This is a genomic window from Sphingopyxis sp. Soil_C_28 (assembly GCF_057657055.1).
The window spans coordinates 361,946-376,960 of the sequence record NZ_JBDGJE010000002.1 but is presented as its reverse complement, the minus strand read 5'-3'; the positions used below and the strand labels follow the sequence as shown (position 1 = coordinate 376,960).

General features: G+C 67.0%; 16 protein-coding genes and 1 riboswitch. Of the genes, 15 read left to right on the top strand and 1 reads right to left on the bottom strand.

All coding sequences use genetic code 11. The features are described from left to right. The first annotated feature begins 79 nt into the window (after nt 1–79). Nucleotides 80–373: a 50S ribosomal protein L28 gene (rpmB, locus tag AC3A43_RS09955; protein WP_487792387.1), complete on the top strand. Its 294-nt coding sequence runs from the start codon at nt 80–82 to the stop codon at nt 371–373. Nucleotides 374–409: 36 nt separating this feature from the next. Here the strand turns inward: rpmB and AC3A43_RS09950 are convergent, their stop codons facing one another. Beyond that, nucleotides 410–1,447: an esterase-like activity of phytase family protein gene (locus AC3A43_RS09950; protein WP_487792386.1), complete on the bottom strand. Its 1,038-nt coding sequence runs from the start codon at nt 1,445–1,447 to the stop codon at nt 410–412. Between the two features lie 117 nt (nt 1,448–1,564). Between AC3A43_RS09950 and AC3A43_RS09945 the strand changes: the two genes are divergently transcribed. The 14 genes from AC3A43_RS09945 (at nt 1,565) to cobU (ending at nt 14,944) form a co-directional block, all read left to right on the top strand. Continuing rightward, entirely contained in the window at nt 1,565–1,966 is a 402-nt protein-coding gene (locus AC3A43_RS09945; RefSeq protein ID WP_487792385.1) for a glycine zipper 2TM domain-containing protein, read from the top strand. A gap of 190 nt (nt 1,967–2,156) precedes the next feature. Beyond that, complete coding sequence (locus AC3A43_RS09940; protein ID WP_487792384.1) at nt 2,157–3,260, top strand: Ppx/GppA phosphatase family protein; 1,104 nt, start codon at nt 2,157–2,159, stop codon at nt 3,258–3,260. Further along, entirely contained in the window at nt 3,257–3,982 is a 726-nt protein-coding gene (locus AC3A43_RS09935) for an RlmE family RNA methyltransferase (protein WP_487792383.1), read from the top strand. The genes AC3A43_RS09940 and AC3A43_RS09935 overlap by 4 nt, the downstream gene beginning before the upstream one ends. Before the next feature lie 37 nt (nt 3,983–4,019). After that, complete coding sequence (locus AC3A43_RS09930; RefSeq protein ID WP_487792382.1) at nt 4,020–5,483, top strand: S41 family peptidase; 1,464 nt, start codon at nt 4,020–4,022, stop codon at nt 5,481–5,483. A gap of 51 nt (nt 5,484–5,534) precedes the next feature. After that, nucleotides 5,535–5,718, top strand: a riboswitch (cobalamin riboswitch). 149 nt (nt 5,719–5,867) lie between these two features. Then, the gene (locus tag AC3A43_RS09925) at nt 5,868–7,820 is read left to right on the top strand and encodes a TonB-dependent receptor plug domain-containing protein (RefSeq protein ID WP_487792381.1); all 1,953 of its coding nucleotides are present in this window, start codon (nt 5,868–5,870) and stop codon (nt 7,818–7,820) included. Continuing rightward, a complete protein-coding gene (locus tag AC3A43_RS09920) occupies nt 7,820–8,365 on the top strand; it encodes a hypothetical protein (RefSeq protein ID WP_487792380.1) in 546 nt (181 codons plus the stop codon). The genes AC3A43_RS09925 and AC3A43_RS09920 overlap by 1 nt, the downstream gene beginning before the upstream one ends. Then, nucleotides 8,365–8,772, top strand: a complete 408-nt coding sequence (locus AC3A43_RS09915) for a DUF1636 domain-containing protein (protein WP_487792379.1) — start codon at nt 8,365–8,367, stop codon at nt 8,770–8,772. Before AC3A43_RS09920 ends, AC3A43_RS09915 begins: the two co-directional genes overlap by 1 nt. Next, nucleotides 8,769–9,785: a nicotinate-nucleotide--dimethylbenzimidazole phosphoribosyltransferase gene (cobT, locus tag AC3A43_RS09910; RefSeq protein ID WP_487792378.1), complete on the top strand. Its 1,017-nt coding sequence runs from the start codon at nt 8,769–8,771 to the stop codon at nt 9,783–9,785. Before AC3A43_RS09915 ends, cobT begins: the two co-directional genes overlap by 4 nt. After that, nucleotides 9,782–10,351 (top strand): histidine phosphatase family protein, encoded by a 570-nt coding sequence (locus AC3A43_RS09905; protein ID WP_487792377.1) that lies wholly within the window; start codon nt 9,782–9,784, stop codon nt 10,349–10,351. Before cobT ends, AC3A43_RS09905 begins: the two co-directional genes overlap by 4 nt. Next, the gene (locus tag AC3A43_RS09900; protein WP_487792376.1) at nt 10,348–11,067 is read left to right on the top strand and encodes an adenosylcobinamide-GDP ribazoletransferase; all 720 of its coding nucleotides are present in this window, start codon (nt 10,348–10,350) and stop codon (nt 11,065–11,067) included. The genes AC3A43_RS09905 and AC3A43_RS09900 overlap by 4 nt, the downstream gene beginning before the upstream one ends. Further along, nucleotides 11,064–12,050 carry an aminotransferase class I/II-fold pyridoxal phosphate-dependent enzyme gene (locus AC3A43_RS09895; RefSeq protein WP_487792375.1) on the top strand — a complete coding sequence of 329 codons (987 nt, stop codon included), beginning with the start codon at nt 11,064–11,066 and terminating at the stop codon, nt 12,048–12,050. The genes AC3A43_RS09900 and AC3A43_RS09895 overlap by 4 nt, the downstream gene beginning before the upstream one ends. Further along, the gene (gene cbiB, locus AC3A43_RS09890; RefSeq protein WP_487792374.1) at nt 12,043–12,981 is read left to right on the top strand and encodes an adenosylcobinamide-phosphate synthase CbiB; all 939 of its coding nucleotides are present in this window, start codon (nt 12,043–12,045) and stop codon (nt 12,979–12,981) included. Before AC3A43_RS09895 ends, cbiB begins: the two co-directional genes overlap by 8 nt. Continuing rightward, complete coding sequence (locus AC3A43_RS09885; protein ID WP_487792373.1) at nt 12,969–14,426, top strand: cobyric acid synthase; 1,458 nt, start codon at nt 12,969–12,971, stop codon at nt 14,424–14,426. The genes cbiB and AC3A43_RS09885 overlap by 13 nt, the downstream gene beginning before the upstream one ends. Next, nucleotides 14,423–14,944 (top strand): bifunctional adenosylcobinamide kinase/adenosylcobinamide-phosphate guanylyltransferase, encoded by a 522-nt coding sequence (gene cobU, locus AC3A43_RS09880; protein ID WP_487792372.1) that lies wholly within the window; start codon nt 14,423–14,425, stop codon nt 14,942–14,944. The genes AC3A43_RS09885 and cobU overlap by 4 nt, the downstream gene beginning before the upstream one ends. The last annotated feature ends 71 nt before the right edge of the window (nt 14,945–15,015 follow it).

The window sequence follows — 15,015 nt, the reverse complement described above, 5'->3', positions numbered from 1 at the left end:
TCACTCCGGTCCCGCATCCCCCGATCAGTCGGGACGCACCCGGACGCCGAACCGAAATTTTTGTACGAGGACAAACATCATGTCGCGCATCTGCGAACTGACCGGCAAGGGCCGTATGGTAGGCAACAATGTCAGCCACGCCAACAACAAGACCAAGCGCACCTTCCTGCCCAACCTGCAGAATGTGACGTTGCTGTCGGACGCGCTCGGCAAGGGCGTCAAGATGCGCGTGTCGACCCATGGCCTGCGCACCGTCGAACATAATGGCGGTCTGGACAATTGGCTGGTCAAGGCCGGCGACGACCAGCTGTCGGCTGCGGCGCGCAAGGTGAAGAAGGAAGTGACGAAGAAGCTGGCCGAAAAAGCCGCTTAAGTCGCATTACTTCGCTAAAGCAATCAGGCGGCCGGGTTACCGGGCCGCCTTTTTGCTGTCCGGCTTCGCTTGCGGCGGCAGGCCCACCAGTTCGAACTGCAGCAACAGGCTGCGCTGCCAGACATTGAAATTATCGTCGGCGACAAGCCACAGCCAGGTGCGTCCCTGCTCGATGGAAATCGCCGCGCCTTCGTAATTTTCGGCGAGCCGCACGGGAACGCGGCCGATCGTTCGTGACCGGACGACGGCGTCCTTCTTTATGTCGGCGGGATCGACGATCGCGATGATCGTCGTGAAGACAGGGTCGAAGCCGAGCCGCCGATGCACGAGCAGGATGCGCCCGTCGGGCAGCGCGGCGGCATCGCTGACCAGCCCCTTTCCGCGCGAATCATAGAAGAAGCGCGTCGGAGCCGGTCCGGGCGCCGCGGGGTCACCGGTATAGATCAACGCCGCATCGCCGCGCGAATCCTCGTCGACCCCTTCCGAAAAGACGACCGTGCGCCCGTCGGCGAGCCGCGCCATCCCCTCGGCTCCCCGATTCCTCGGCCAGCCGCGCAGTTTGCGGCGCGATTCGATTTTCGACAGCGCGGGGTCGAGACGCCAGAACTGGTTTATCCCTTCCAAGGCGATCCACGCCTTGCCGCTGGCGGGATCGACAAGCATCGCCTCGGCATCGACCATCGACTTGCGCGCCGGCCGGCCGTCGGGCGTGGGCAGCGGCCGGATGCGAACGGCCGCCACTCCGCCGCGTTCATCGAGCGTCAGCCGCGTTGCATAGCCATTGTCGCCGACGAGCAGGAACCGGCCCGGCCCGATCCGCGCAACCGCCGAGAAACCACCGAAGCCGCTGTGCGGACTGTCCAGATGCCAGCCGCGCACGAAACGCATCGGGCCGTCCTGCGTCGGCGCGACGGCAAGCGGGCGTGCGACGGCGCTCTGCGTCAGGTCGGTTTCGGGAAAGCGCATCACGCCCCCGGGGACCGGGCCGAGCGCAAGAAAGATCAGGGCGGCGAAGAACAGACGGCGCATCGCCGCGGGGTTACGGGGGCCGCGAGCGAAAGGAAAGCGGTTCACCGCAGAAAGCTGAACATTAGCCAACAAGCGCGTTCAGGCTTCGCTCAATGCGAATCGCCCATAACCCCTTCATAGACAACGCCCAGACGGGCCCAACGACGAAGAAGGAGAACGACAATGAAAAAGATGGTGACCCTCTCGATCGCCGCCCTGATGTCCACCGTGACGCTGGGCATGGCGGCTCCCGCAGCGGCACAGAACGGCTATTACGACCAAGGCGGCTATTCGAGCCAATATGTTCGCTACGACCGCGACGATCGCCGTTACGACCGCCGCGATTATCGCCGGGACAACCGCCGCGACTATCGCAACGATCGTCGCAACTACCGGAATGATCGCCGCAACTACCGCCAGTGCGACAATGGCACCGGCGGCACCGTGATCGGTGCGATTGCGGGCGGCCTTGCCGGTCACGAGATTGCCGGTCGCGGCGACCGCGCCGTGGGCACGATCATCGGCGGTGCAGTCGGCGCAATTGCCGGCCGCGCAATCGACAAGGGGAATGACGGCTGCCGTTAAAGGGCAGTCCCGACCCCCAATAATTTCCTTCCCTCCTTCACCCCGTCCGGCCCCGTGCCGGGCGGGGTTTTCTTTGCGCGGACGCGGCGCGGGAGGAGAGCTTGCCATAAGGGCCGGGAAAGCCTAGGTTTGCCGTCAAGTGCACGCCCGCGGTTTTGCGGGCGCGTGAGCAGAACAGGTTACAATAGCCATGCGGCAAATGGCAGCGCCATCAGGGCGACCGCCGCGGCCAGGCCCGGCGGTAAAAGGACGAACCAAGGCAGGCGGCGATGCGCGCGTCGACGCGCGGCCCACGCCGATCACGCGGCAGCGCAGCTATGCCGCCATCGATCTTGGCACCAACAATTGCCGGCTTTTGATCGCGCGCCCGCAAAATGGCGAGCTGGTCGTCATCGATGCTTTTTCACGCATCGTCCGCCTCGGCGAAGGCCTGCACGGCAGCGGCAAAATCAGCGAGGCGGCGATGGACCGCACCGTCGCCGCGCTGTCGATCTGCGCCGACAAGTTGCGGCGCCGCCATGTGTCGCTGTCGCGCGCGGTTGCGACCGAGGCGTGCCGCCGCGCGACCAACGGGGTGGAACTCGCCGACCGCGTCCGGCGCGAAACGGGCATCGTCCTCGATATTATTTCGGCCGCCGAAGAAGCGCGGCTCGCGGTCCTGGGCTGCCACAACCTGATGGAACCCGGCGAAGGCCCGGCGCTGATTTTCGACATTGGCGGCGGTTCGACCGAGTTGATGCACGTCGATGTGTCCGATCACGACGTCAAGATCCACGACTGGATCAGCGTGCCGTGGGGCGTCGTGTCGCTGACCGAACATGCGCCGCTTCCCGAAGACAGCCTCGCGGGGCGCCAGGCCGCTTACACGCATATGCGCGAAGTGACGCGCGATGCCTTTTCCGCCTTCGCGGGGCGCGCCGAACAATTTGCCGGCCAGAATCTGCGCCTGCTCGGCACCAGCGGCACCGTGACGACGCTCGCGAGCGTTTTCCTCGATCTGCCGCGATATGACCGGCGTGCTGTCGACGGGCTGGTGGTTCCGACCGATGCGATGCGCGACATCAGTCGCCGCCTTGCCGACGCGAGCATTGCCGATCGCGCCGAAATCGCGTGCATCGGCCGCGAGCGCGCCGATCTGGTCGTTGCGGGCTGCGCGATCCTCGAAAGCATCATCGATCTGTGGCCTGCCGCGCGCGTCGGGGTTGCCGATCGCGGAATTCGCGAGGGCATATTGCGCACCTTGGCGATGCAGGGGCGCGACATCCCGGTCACCCGCCGTGAGTATCGCAAATGAGCGCGGCAGGCGGAAAAGGCGGCGGCGCCAAAGGTTCCGGGGGCCGCGGCGGGCTGCACGTGCGGGTCAAAACCGCCAAAAAGCGGAGCGTGTCATCGACGCGCTGGCTGCAGCGACAGCTCAACGACCCCTATGTCCGCCGCGCACAGGCCGAGGGTTATCGCTCGCGCGCCGCGTACAAGCTGATCGAACTCGACGAGAAATTCGGCTTTATCAAAAAATCGCGCGCGGTCGTCGACCTTGGCATCACGCCCGGCGGCTGGTCACAGGTCGTGCGCAAGACGAACCCCCGCGCGCGCGTCACCGGGATCGACCTTTTGCCATGCGAACCGATCGAGGGCGTCGAGATCCTCGAGATGGATTTTATGGACGATGCCGCGCCCGAAGCCCTGATCGAGGCGCTCGGCAGCGCCCCCGACCTGGTCATTTCGGACATGGCAGCGAACACCGTCGGCCACCAGCAGACCGACCATCTGCGCACGATCGGCCTGGCCGAAACCGCCGCCGATTTCGCGGTGCAGAATTTGCTGCCCGGCGGCGCATTCATTGCCAAGGTGTTTGCGGGCGGCGCCGACCACACTTTGCTCACCCTGCTCAAGCGCCATTTCACGACGGTCAAGCACGCGAAGCCGCCGGCAAGCCGCAAGGGATCGCCCGAACTCTATGTTATTGCACAAGGTTTCAAAGGCCGTAAAAATGTCGAAGAGGCCGACGCCGAATAACAGCCAATCGATTTGAATGAGCCGGGGGGAATGATTGATGGGTAAGACGAGGCAGTCGGTCGCGGCTGTAACGCTCGCCGCGCTGATGCTGGCATCGTGCGGCGGGGGCGGGGGATCGAATACGGGGGGAAGCGGCGGTCCGGTTACCGTGGCGCCGACCCCGACGCCCACCCCGACCCCAAGTTGCGCGCTCGCCGCGCGGCAGGCCTTTGCCAAGGCGGTCATCGACGAATGGTATCTGTTCCCGAGCGACGTCGCGAGCGGCGTGAATGCCGCGAGCCACAGCAGTGTCGAATCCTACATCGACGCGCTGGTCGCGCCCGCGCGCGCGCTGAACAAGGATCGTTTCTTCACTTACATCACGTCGATTGCCGAGGAGAATGCCTTTTACGCCAGCGGATCGAGCGCGGGTTTCGGCGTGCGCCTGACCTATGACGCGGCAAACCAGCGCATCGTCATCGCCGAAGCCTATGAAGGCGCCCCGGCTTTTGCCGCGGGAATCGACCGCGGTACGGCGATCGTCGCGATCGGGACGAACAGCGGCAATTTGCGGACGGTCGCCAATATCGTGAGCGCCGAAGGGACCGCGGGGCTGACCAATGCGCTTGGCCCCAACGATCCCGGCGTCAGCCGCGTGCTGCGCATCACCGATCCCGCCGGCACCCGCGAGGTCACGGTGGCGAAAGCCGATTATTCGCTTGATCCGATTTCCGACCGCTATGGCGCGAAGATCATCACCGAGGGCGGCCGCAGCTATGGCTATCTCAACCTGCGCACCTTCATCTCGTCGGCGGATCCGCAGCTTCGCGCCGCGTTCCTGAACTTCCGCAATCAGGGCGTCACCGACGTGATCATCGATTTCCGCTATAATGGCGGCGGGCTCGTTTCGACCGCCGAGCTGATGGGCGACCTGCTCGGCCGGAACCGGAATTCGGGCGAGATGTTTTCGCAGACCAATTTCCGGCCGTCGAAATCGGTCGAGAATGACCGGCATTTCTTTGCCGCGCAGCCCGAATCGATCGCGCCGACGCGCATCGCCTTCATCGGCACCGGTTCGACCGCCTCGGCGAGCGAGCTGGTGATCAATTCGATGCTGCCCTATCTGGGTACCAATATGACGCTGGTCGGCAGCAACACCTATGGCAAGCCCGTGGGCCAGATCGCACTCGACAAGGCCGAATGCGATGACCGGATGCGCGTCGTTGCCTTTGCGACCGGCAACTCGACCGGCGCGAGCGATTATTACAGCGGGCTGGCGCCGAAAATCGCGAACAGCTGCGCCGCTAACGACGACCTCACCGCGCCGCTCGGCGACCCGCGCGAAGCGTCGATCCGCGCCGCGATCACCTTCCTTTCGGGCGGTGCCTGCACCACACGGATTGCCGATGCCGGCTTCGGTGCGGGCGCGCAGCGCAGCAGCGCGCGCATCCTCGCCGAACCCGAAATGCTGATCCCCGACCGGCCAAGCGCAGCACAGCGCGAATTGCCGGGGCTGTTCTGATCGGCCGGCCGCTCGCATCGCAGCGATTGACCGCGCCCCGGAAATAGGGCTAACGGCCGCGCAGCGACAGGTTCCCCGGCAACGGGGATTAATAGGGAACGGGAAAACCCCGGCTGCCCCTGCAACTGTACGCGGCGAGCCATCGGCCACTTGCCATTGGGATTTCGATCCTGAGAAGGCGGCCGACCGGCGCTGACCCGCAAGCCAGGAGACCTGCCCGTCGCCGTCGTCTTTCGACCGGACAGGGTGTGCCGGGCGAACGGGGGTGAACCCGCATGACGACAAGTCTGGCCGCGCTCGCGCGCGGGCTCGATGTCGTGCGTCCCCAAAGGACTACCGCATCGATTCCGCGCGCGTGGGCGGCATTGTCGATGGGCTGGTTATATGTTCAAATTTGTTTTCCGAAGTTCGATCTGCCTCGCTGCCGTTGCGGCCTCCTCTGCCGCGTCGGCCAAGGACGCGGCGCATGCCATCGCCGCCGACGGCGACAGCATCATCGTCACCGCAACGCGCGCGCCGCTGACGCTCGACGAAGTGCCGTCGTCGATCGCGGTGCTCGACAAGGCGGCGATCGACCGCGCACAGGACATTGGCGTCACCGAACTGCTGCTCCGCACGCCGGGGATCAGCATCTCGCGCAATGGCGGTTATGGCACGGCGACGTCGCTGCGCATTCGCGGCGCCGAATCCGACCACAGCGTCGTCGTCATCGACGGGGTGAAGCTCAACGATCCGTCGTCGACCGGCGGCGGCTTCAACTTCACCAACCTGCTCGCCGGCGACATCGATCGCATCGAGGTGCTGCGTGGGCCGCAGTCGATCCTGTGGGGCAGCCAGGCGATCGGCGGCGTCGTCAACATCGTCACCGCCTCGCCCGAAAAAGCGCTCGAAGGCAGCTTCGACCTCGAGGCCGGATCGCGCGAGACCGTGAGCGCGCGCGCCGCGATCGGCGGCCGCACGGGTCCCCTCGCCTGGCGCATCGGCGGTCAACGTTTCACCACCGACGGCGTCTCGTCGCACGCCAAGGCATTCGGCGGGGTCGAGCGCGACGGCTATCGCAACCAGAGCGTTTCGGGCCGCGCCGAACTGGCGCTCGCCGACAATGTCAGCGTCGATCTGCGCGGCTATTATTCGAGCGGCCGGGTCGAATTCGACGGGTTCAATGTCGACAGCAATGATGTTGGGAAGAACAAGGAGTTCGTTGGCTATGCGGGGCTGAATTTCGACCTCGTCGACGGGCGCTTCCGCAATCGGATCGCTTTTGCCTATACCGACACCAACCGCGACAATTTCAACCCCGACCGCGCGCGCCCGCAAAGCTTCGAGGCCGACGGCAAGAACAAGCGCTGGGAATATCAGGGCAGCTTCGATCTCTCCGACCGCATCACCGCGATCTTCGGGGTCGAGAATGAGCGCTCCGATTTCCGCAGCCGCTCGCCTTCGGCTTCGCTCGCAACCCCGCTCCCGGCCTTTGCACGCGGCAAGGCCGAACTGACGAGCGCCTATGGCCAGCTCAGCGTCGAGCCGATCGACGGGCTGACGCTGAACGGCGGCGTGCGCTATGACGATCATGACAGCTTTGGCGGCCAGACTTTGTTCGCGGCGGGCGGCGTATGGCGCCTTTCGACCGGAACCGTGCTGCGCGCCAGCTATGGCGAAGGGTTCAAGGCCCCGTCGCTCTACCAGCAGTTCAGCGAATATGGGAATGTCGGGCTCGACCCCGAAGAAGCGCATGGCTGGGAAGCCGGCATCGAACAGCATTTGTTCGACCGCAAGCTGATCGTCGGCGCGACCTGGTTCGAGCGCACGACGACGAACCAGATCATCTACAACAGCTGTTCGGGCACCTCGACCAACCCGATGTGTTTCGTGCCGGGCAATCCGACGACGCGGCGCTTCGGCTATTATTCGAACGTCGCGCGCAGCGAGGCGCATGGCGTCGAAGCCACCGCGGCGTTGACGCTCGGCGGGCTGACACTCGACGGCAATTATAGCTGGATCGTCGCCGAGGACCGTTCGGCAGGCACCGCCAATTTCGGCAAATGGCTGCCGCGCCGTCCGCGTCAGACGGCCAATGCGTCGGCGAGCTATGGCTTCGATTTCGGGCTCGAACTCGGCGCGGCGGTGCGCTGGTCGGGCAAAAGCTATGACAATGCGAGCAACGCCCAGCGGCTGGGCGGCTATACGCTCGTCGACCTGCGCGCCGAATTTGCGCTGTCCGATGCGGTCAAGCTGTTCGCGCGCGCCGAAAATATATTCGACGCGCAATATATGACCGCGTTCCGTTATGGCTCGCTCGGCCGCAGCATCTACGCCGGCATCCGGGGGCGGTTTTGATGGCCGCGCTGTCGGATCGCGGCGCTTCGGTGCTTTGGGTATCGCTGCTCACCGCGGCGAGTAGCGCGACGACGCTCGCGCTCGCCTGTGCGACCCCCTTTCCGGCGCTTGCGGCGCTCGCGGCGGTGCATATGCGCCGCCGCGAGGGCATCGCACTGATGCTGCTGGCGTGGGCGGCGAGCCAGTTCGTCGGTTTTTTCCTGCTCGGCTATCCGCGCGACGGAAGCACGCTGGCGTGGGGTGCCGGGCTTGGCACCGCGGCGGTGGGATCGGCGCTTGCAAGCTATGCGGCGCTGCACGTCGCGGGTTACAGGTCGATCGCCGCGCGGCTTGGCCTCGCCTATGCGGCAGGCTTCACCGCTTTCAAGGGCATCATCCTCGCTTGGGCGCTCGTGCTCGGCGGGCTGCACACCGCGATGGCGCCCGATCTGCTCGCCGAGCAATTCGTGCGCAACGGCGCGATCCTGATCGGGCTCTATACCCTCTACCGCCTGTTGGTCGCGGCGGGCGTTCCCGCGCCGCCGCAGCCGGCAACGGCGGCATAATGCTGACGCGCGTCGACCCGGGCCCGGCGGTGGTGGTGTGCAGCACCTGCCGCCACAGCCGCGAGTCCCGGGACGACGCGACAGGCGTGCGCGGCGGTGCGCGGCTGGTCGAAGCGCTCAACAATCTCAAAGCCGCCGACCCGCGCTACGACGGCATCGCGGTGCAGGAAATGGCGTGCCTCTTTGCATGTCAGGACCATATCACCGTTCACCTGCGCGCGCCGGGCAAGGTCGGTTACGTCCTCGGCCGCTTTGGCGACGACACGGAATCGGCGCGCGCGATCCTCGACTATGCCGTCCATTATGCCGCCAGCGACCACGGCCGCGTCGCCTATTCGCTGTGGCCCGAAGGCGTCAAAGGCCGTTTCATTACCCGCACACCCCCACCAGGATTTGTCGCCGAATGACCAGATTTCCTTCGATCCAGGCCTTCGAAGCCGCCCTCGCCCACCTGCGCGAACCCGATCCCGATGCCGCGGCCGATGCCTGCACGCGGCAGGGCGAACTGACCAAACCCGCCGGCTCGCTCGGCCGGCTCGAGGAGCTGGCGATCTTTTTCGCGGGCTGGCGCGGCCGCGCGCGGCCACGGATCGACCGTGCGCGCGCGGCCATCTTCGCGGCCAATCATGGCATCACCGTCCATGGCGTCAGCGCCTTTCCGCCCGGCGTCACCGCGCAAATGGTCGCCAATTTCGCGTGCGGCGGCGCGGCGATCAATGCGTTGTCACAAGCGTCCGGGCTGGAGCTGAAGGTAGAGGCGCTCGACCTCGACCGGCCGACCGCCGATTTCACCGTCGCGCCCGCGATGACCGAAGCCGAATGTCTGGACGCGCTGAACCGCGGCGCGGCCGTAGTCGATGCCGATCTCGACCTGCTCGTGCTCGGCGAAATGGGGATCGGCAATTCAACCGCCGCCGCCGCGCTGTGTGCGCGCAGCCTCGGCGGCGGCGCGGCGCGATGGGTCGGTCCCGGCACCGGCGTCGACGGCCACGGCGTCGCGCGCAAAGCTGCGGTGGTCGAACGCGCGCTCGCCTTTCACATGGATGCGCCGCGATCGGCGTTCGAGACGCTGCGCCGTGTCGGCGGGCGCGAGATCGCGGCGATTGCGGGCGCGATCCTCCGCGCGCGCCAGCTGGGGGTTCCGGTGCTGCTCGACGGTTTCATCTGCACCTCTGCGATCGCGCCGCTCGCGGCCGACAATCCCGCAATCACCGCGCACTGCATTGCGGGCCATTGTTCCGCCGAACCGGGTCACAAGCATCTGCTCGACTTGCTCGACCTCGATCCGCTGCTGTCGCTGGGCATGCGGCTGGGCGAGGGCAGCGGCGCGGCGGTCGCCGCTAACATCATCCGCAGCGCGCTCGCCGCGCACGACCGGATGGCGACCTTTGCCGAAGCGCAGGTTTCGGCGTCGCTGTGACCGCCTTCGCGCTCCATCTGCTGCGCCATGGCGCGCCCGAAACACCCGGGTTGCTGATGGGCCGCACCGATGGCGCGCCGACCGGCGACGGCATCGCGACGTGCGTGGCGCAAGCCGGTGATCTCGGGATCGAGTGCCTGATCGCTTCGGATCTTCGCCGCAGCCGCAGGGCAGGCGAAGCGATCGCCACGGCGACAGGGGTGCCGCTCGTCATCGATCCGCGCTGGCGCGAACTCGATTTCGGCGACTGGGACGGCAAGCCGAGCCATGCGATCGACCCCGATGCGCTCGGTCGTTTCTGGGGCGATCCCGACGCGAATCCACCACCCGGCGGCGAACGCTGGTCGGCGCTGGTCGCGCGCATCGCGGCGGCGATTGCCGATCTTTCCCCTGTTCCGACGCTCGTCGTTACGCATGGCGGCGCCATGCGCGCGGCGCTCCACAGCCTTTGCGGCTTCGACCAGCGCCAGCTCTGGGCGTTCGATCTGCCCTGTTCCGCCCTGCTGTCACTGCGCGTCTGGCCGGGCGAGCAAGCGAGCGCACAGATCGCGGGGCTTTACCCATGAAGGGTCTGGTCGTCGCGATCCAGTTTCTGACCCGCCTGCCGACGCCGCAAATCGCGGTATCGAGCGACGAATTCGCGGCGTCGATGCGCTGGTTTCCCGCGGTCGGCCTGATCGTCGGCGCACTCGTCGCAGGCGCCGGCTGGGGCGGCGCCCGGATCGATCCGTGGACGGGTGCTTTGTGCGCGCTCATCGTCTGGGTCGCGGTCACCGGAGCGCTGCATCTGGACGGGCTTGGCGATATCGCCGACGCGAGCGGCGCCGCACACAAGGATCGCGAACGCCTGCTCGCCGTGCTTTCGGACCCGCACGCCGGCAGCTTCGCGGTCGTGACCATCGCGCTCCAATTGGTCGCCAAGCTGGTGCTGCTCCATGCGCTGCTCGACCGGCAGATGTTCGCCATCATCGCGCTTGCTCCCTTCGCGGCGCGGATCGGCCCGCTGGTCTGGTCGCGGGCGCTGCCCGACCTTCACGCGGGGCTCGGTTCGCGTTTCCGCAATGCGGTGCGGCCAGTCGATTTTGTCATCTGGAGCTTGGCTCTCGTCGCCGCGGCATGGGCGTCGCCTTCGCTGCTGGTCGCACCGCTGGTCTTCATCCTCTGGGGCTGGTGGCTGCTGCAGAAGATGGGCGGGATTTCGGGCGACGGCCATGGCGCGGGGATCGAACTCGGTGAAAGCCTGCTGCTCGCTGCAGCGTTGCTGCTGGCGCATCTGGGATGAGCGCGCGCTGGACCTGGCACGGCGGCGAGCTTGAGGCGGCGCGACGTCATTTCGGTGCCAACGAGGATGGGGGCGACTGGATCGATCTGTCGACCGGAATCAACCCACACCCGTGGCCGGGTGCCACCGAGATGGCGTTCGACTGGCAGCGCCTGCCCGAACCTGAGGCGCTGACGCGGCTCGAAGCCAGTGCGGCGTCCTTTTTTGGGGTCGATGCGCGTCATGTCTGCGCGGTGCCGGGAAGCGAGATCGGCCTTCGCCTGACCGGCACGCTGGTAGGCCACCCCGCGCGGCATATCGCGCCAAGCTATCGCACCCACGGCGAAATGATCGCGGGCTGCGCTCCCATCGATCCCGAAGCAGCACGCGGCCATGACGGCACGCTGATCCTCGCCAATCCCAACAACCCCGATGGCCGAATAACGGGCGCCGCGGCGATGCAGCTGCTGCTGACCGCGCGTGGCGCCGATGACTGGCTGCTGGTCGACGAGGCCTTTGCCGATGTGGATCCCGCCGCGAGTATCGCACGGTCGGTCGATGACGGGGCAAGGCTGATCGTCTTTCGCTCCTTCGGCAAATTTTTCGGGCTCGCGGGGGTTCGACTTGGGTTCGTGATTGCGCCGCAAGCCATTGTCGCGGCGCTGCGCCAGCGGCTCGGCGCATGGCCCTTGTCGGCTGCGGCGATTGCGATCGGCACCGCCGCCTATGCCGACAACGACTGGATTGCCACCGCGCGGCGCCAGCTGACGGATGAAGCCACCGCGCTCGATGCCTTGCTGGCGCGCCAGGGCCATCGACCGATCGGCGACTGCCCGCTCTTTCGCCTGATCGAGGTCGACGATGCGCATTCGCAGTTCGAGCGGCTCGCGCGGCGTGCGATCCTGACCCGCCCTTTCGCCGATCATCTGCACTGGCTGCGGATCGGCCTGCCGGCCGATGCCAACGCGCGCGCGCGGCTCGAAGCGGCACTCGCCGATGGCTGAGCCAATTGCGCTCACCGCGCTCGCGCTCGACGCGGCGTTCGGCTGGCCGCGCGCGCTCTATCGCCGCGTCGGTCACCCGGTCGGGCTGTTTGCGCGCTTGATCGAGGGCTGCGAAGCGCGATGGAACCGTCCCGAACATAGCTTCGGCGTCCGGCGCGCGCTCGGTGTGCTGACCCTGCTCGTCCTGCTTATCTTCGTTGCCGGCTCCGGCTGGGCGCTTCAGCGCCTGCTGCTCGTATCGCTCGGCGACTGGGGCTGGATCGTCGTGGCCATCCTTGCATGGCCCGCGCTCGCGCAGCGCAGCCTGTTCGACCATGTCCGCGCGGTCGGAGAAAGGATCGACGCGGGCGACCTCGCCGGCGCCCAAAGCACGGTCGGCATGATCGTCGGCCGCGATACCGCCGCGCTCGACGAAGCCGGCATCGCCCGCGCCGCGATCGAAAGCCTCGCCGAAAGCTTTTGCGACGGCGTTGCGGCACCGCTCTTCTGGCTGCTCCTCCTCGGTCTGCCAGGCGTGTGGGCATACAAAGCAGCAAACACCGCCGACAGCCTGATCGGCCACCGCGAGGACCGCTGGCGCGCTTTCGGCTGGGCGGCGGCGCGCACGGACGATCTCGCCAACTGGATACCCGCACGGCTATCCGGCGTGCTGCTCTGCGTGGCGGGCGGTGGCGGATGGCGCGTCCTGTGGCGCGATGCGCGCAAACATGCCTCGCCCAATGCCGGCTGGCCCGAGGCGGCGATGGCGGGCGCGTTGGGGCTTCGGCTGGCGGGTCCGATCGCCTATGACGGCGTCATGCACGAAAAGGCGTGGATCGGAGATGGCGACAGCGGGGCGGGGGGCGACGATATCGACCGCGCGCTCGCGCTCTATGTTCGCGCATGCCTGCTGCTGTGGCTGATCGCAGGGGGCGCGATATGGCTGCGCTGATGCTGCAGGGCACGGGCTCCGACGTCGGCAAGTCGGTGATCGTCGCCGGGCTGTGCCGCGCTTTCACCAATCGCGGGCTTCGCGTCCTGCCCTTCAAGCCGCAGAATATGTCGAACAATGCCGCGGTGACGGCCGACGGTGGCGAGATCGGCCGCGCGCAGGCGTTGCAGGCGATCGCGTGCCGCGCCGACCCGCACAGCGACATGAACCCGGTGCTGCTGAAACCGCAGGCCGACCGCACGTCGCAGCTGATCGTCCATGGCCGGGTGCGCGGGACGCTGGGCAGCGGCAATTTCCGCGAAGCGCGCGGCGCGCTGATGGCCGAGGTGATGCAAAGCTATCACCGGCTGTCGGCACAATGCGATATCGTCGTCGTCGAGGGGGCGGGATCGCCCGCCGAGATCAACCTGCGCGCGGGCGACATCGCCAATATGGGGTTCGCGCGCGCGGCGAACGTGCCGGTCGTGCTGATCGGCGACATCGACCGCGGCGGCGTGATCGCGTCATTGGTCGGGACGCGCGCGGTGATCGAGGCGGAGGACGCGGCGATGATCCGCGGCTTCCTGATCAACAAGTTCCGCGGCGATCCCGCCCTGTTCGAGGATGGATATCGCGAGATCGAGCGACGCAGCGGCTGGCCGGGCCTTGGCGTCATTCCATGGTTATCGGCAGCAGCGCGTCTGCCGAGCGAGGATGCCGTGATCCTCGAACGCCCCGCCGACCCGCGCGAAGGGCGCAAGCTGATCGCCTGCCCGATCCTGCCGCGCATTTCGAATTTCGACGATCTCGATCCGCTGAAACTGGAGCCCGGGGTCGAGCTGGTGATGGTGCCGCCGGGCCGGCCGATCCCGGCCGACGCAGCGATCATCGTCCTGCCAGGGTCAAAGGCGACGATCGTCGACATGGCGGCGCTGCGGGCCGAGGGCTGGGATATCGACATCAGGGCGCATCACCGGCGCGGCGGGCTGATCGTCGGGCTGTGCGGCGGATACCAGATGCTCGGCCGCCGCATTGCCGATCCGCTGGGGATCGAGGGCGCGGCAGCGGAGGTCGAAGGGCTTGGCCTGCTCGACGTCGAAACGACGCTCTCGCCCGCGAAGATATTGCGCCATGTCAAAGGCGAAGCGCTGGGTGCGCCGCTGGAGGGGTATGAGATGCATATGGGGGACACCCGCGGTGCGGGTACCGCCCGGCCGTTTGCGCGGCTGGAAGACGGCGCGTGCGACGGCGCGATCAATTCCGCGAACACGGTCTTCGGCAGCTATCTGCACGGCCTGTTCGCCTCTCCCGACCTGCGCCGCGCGATGCTCGCCCGGATCGACGTTGCGGGCGGCGGCCGCGATTATGCCGCCGATGTCGATGCCGCGCTCGACGACATCGCCGCCGAACTGGCGGCGCATGCCGATATCGACGCCCTGCTCCGGATCGCGGGGATCGGCGGATGACGGGATCGGCGCTGTTCGTGCTGGGCGGCGCGCGATCGGGCAAGAGCCGCTATGCGCAAGCGCGCGCCGAAGCGATGGGGCGCGCGCCGGTTTTCGTCGCGACCGCCGAGGCGTTCGACGACGAAATGCGCGACCGGATCGCCCGGCACCGCGCCGACCGCGATGCGCGCTGGCGTACGGTCGAGGCGCCGCGCGCGCTTCCCGCCGCGATCGACGCTTTGAACATCGGCAGCTCGGTCGTGCTCGTCGATTGCCTCACGCTCTGGGTGTCGAACCTGCTTCTTGCCGATGCCGACATCGCGCACGCGGGGCGGCAATTATGCGACGCGATCGCGCGGTTCGACGGATCGCTGATTCTCGTCGCCAACGAGGTCGGGCTGGGGATCGTCCCCGACAATGCGCTGGCGCGGCGGTTTCGCGATGCGGCAGGACAGCTCAACCAGCTGGTCGCGGCGACGGCCGGAGAAGTCGTGCTGTTGACCGCCGGGCTTCCGCTCACGCTCAAGCCGCAAGCATAGCACCGCCGCCATCCCGGCAAACATGCTGAATGGCGCGTTTACTATCGTCATGAAGCATATCCTCATGTCGC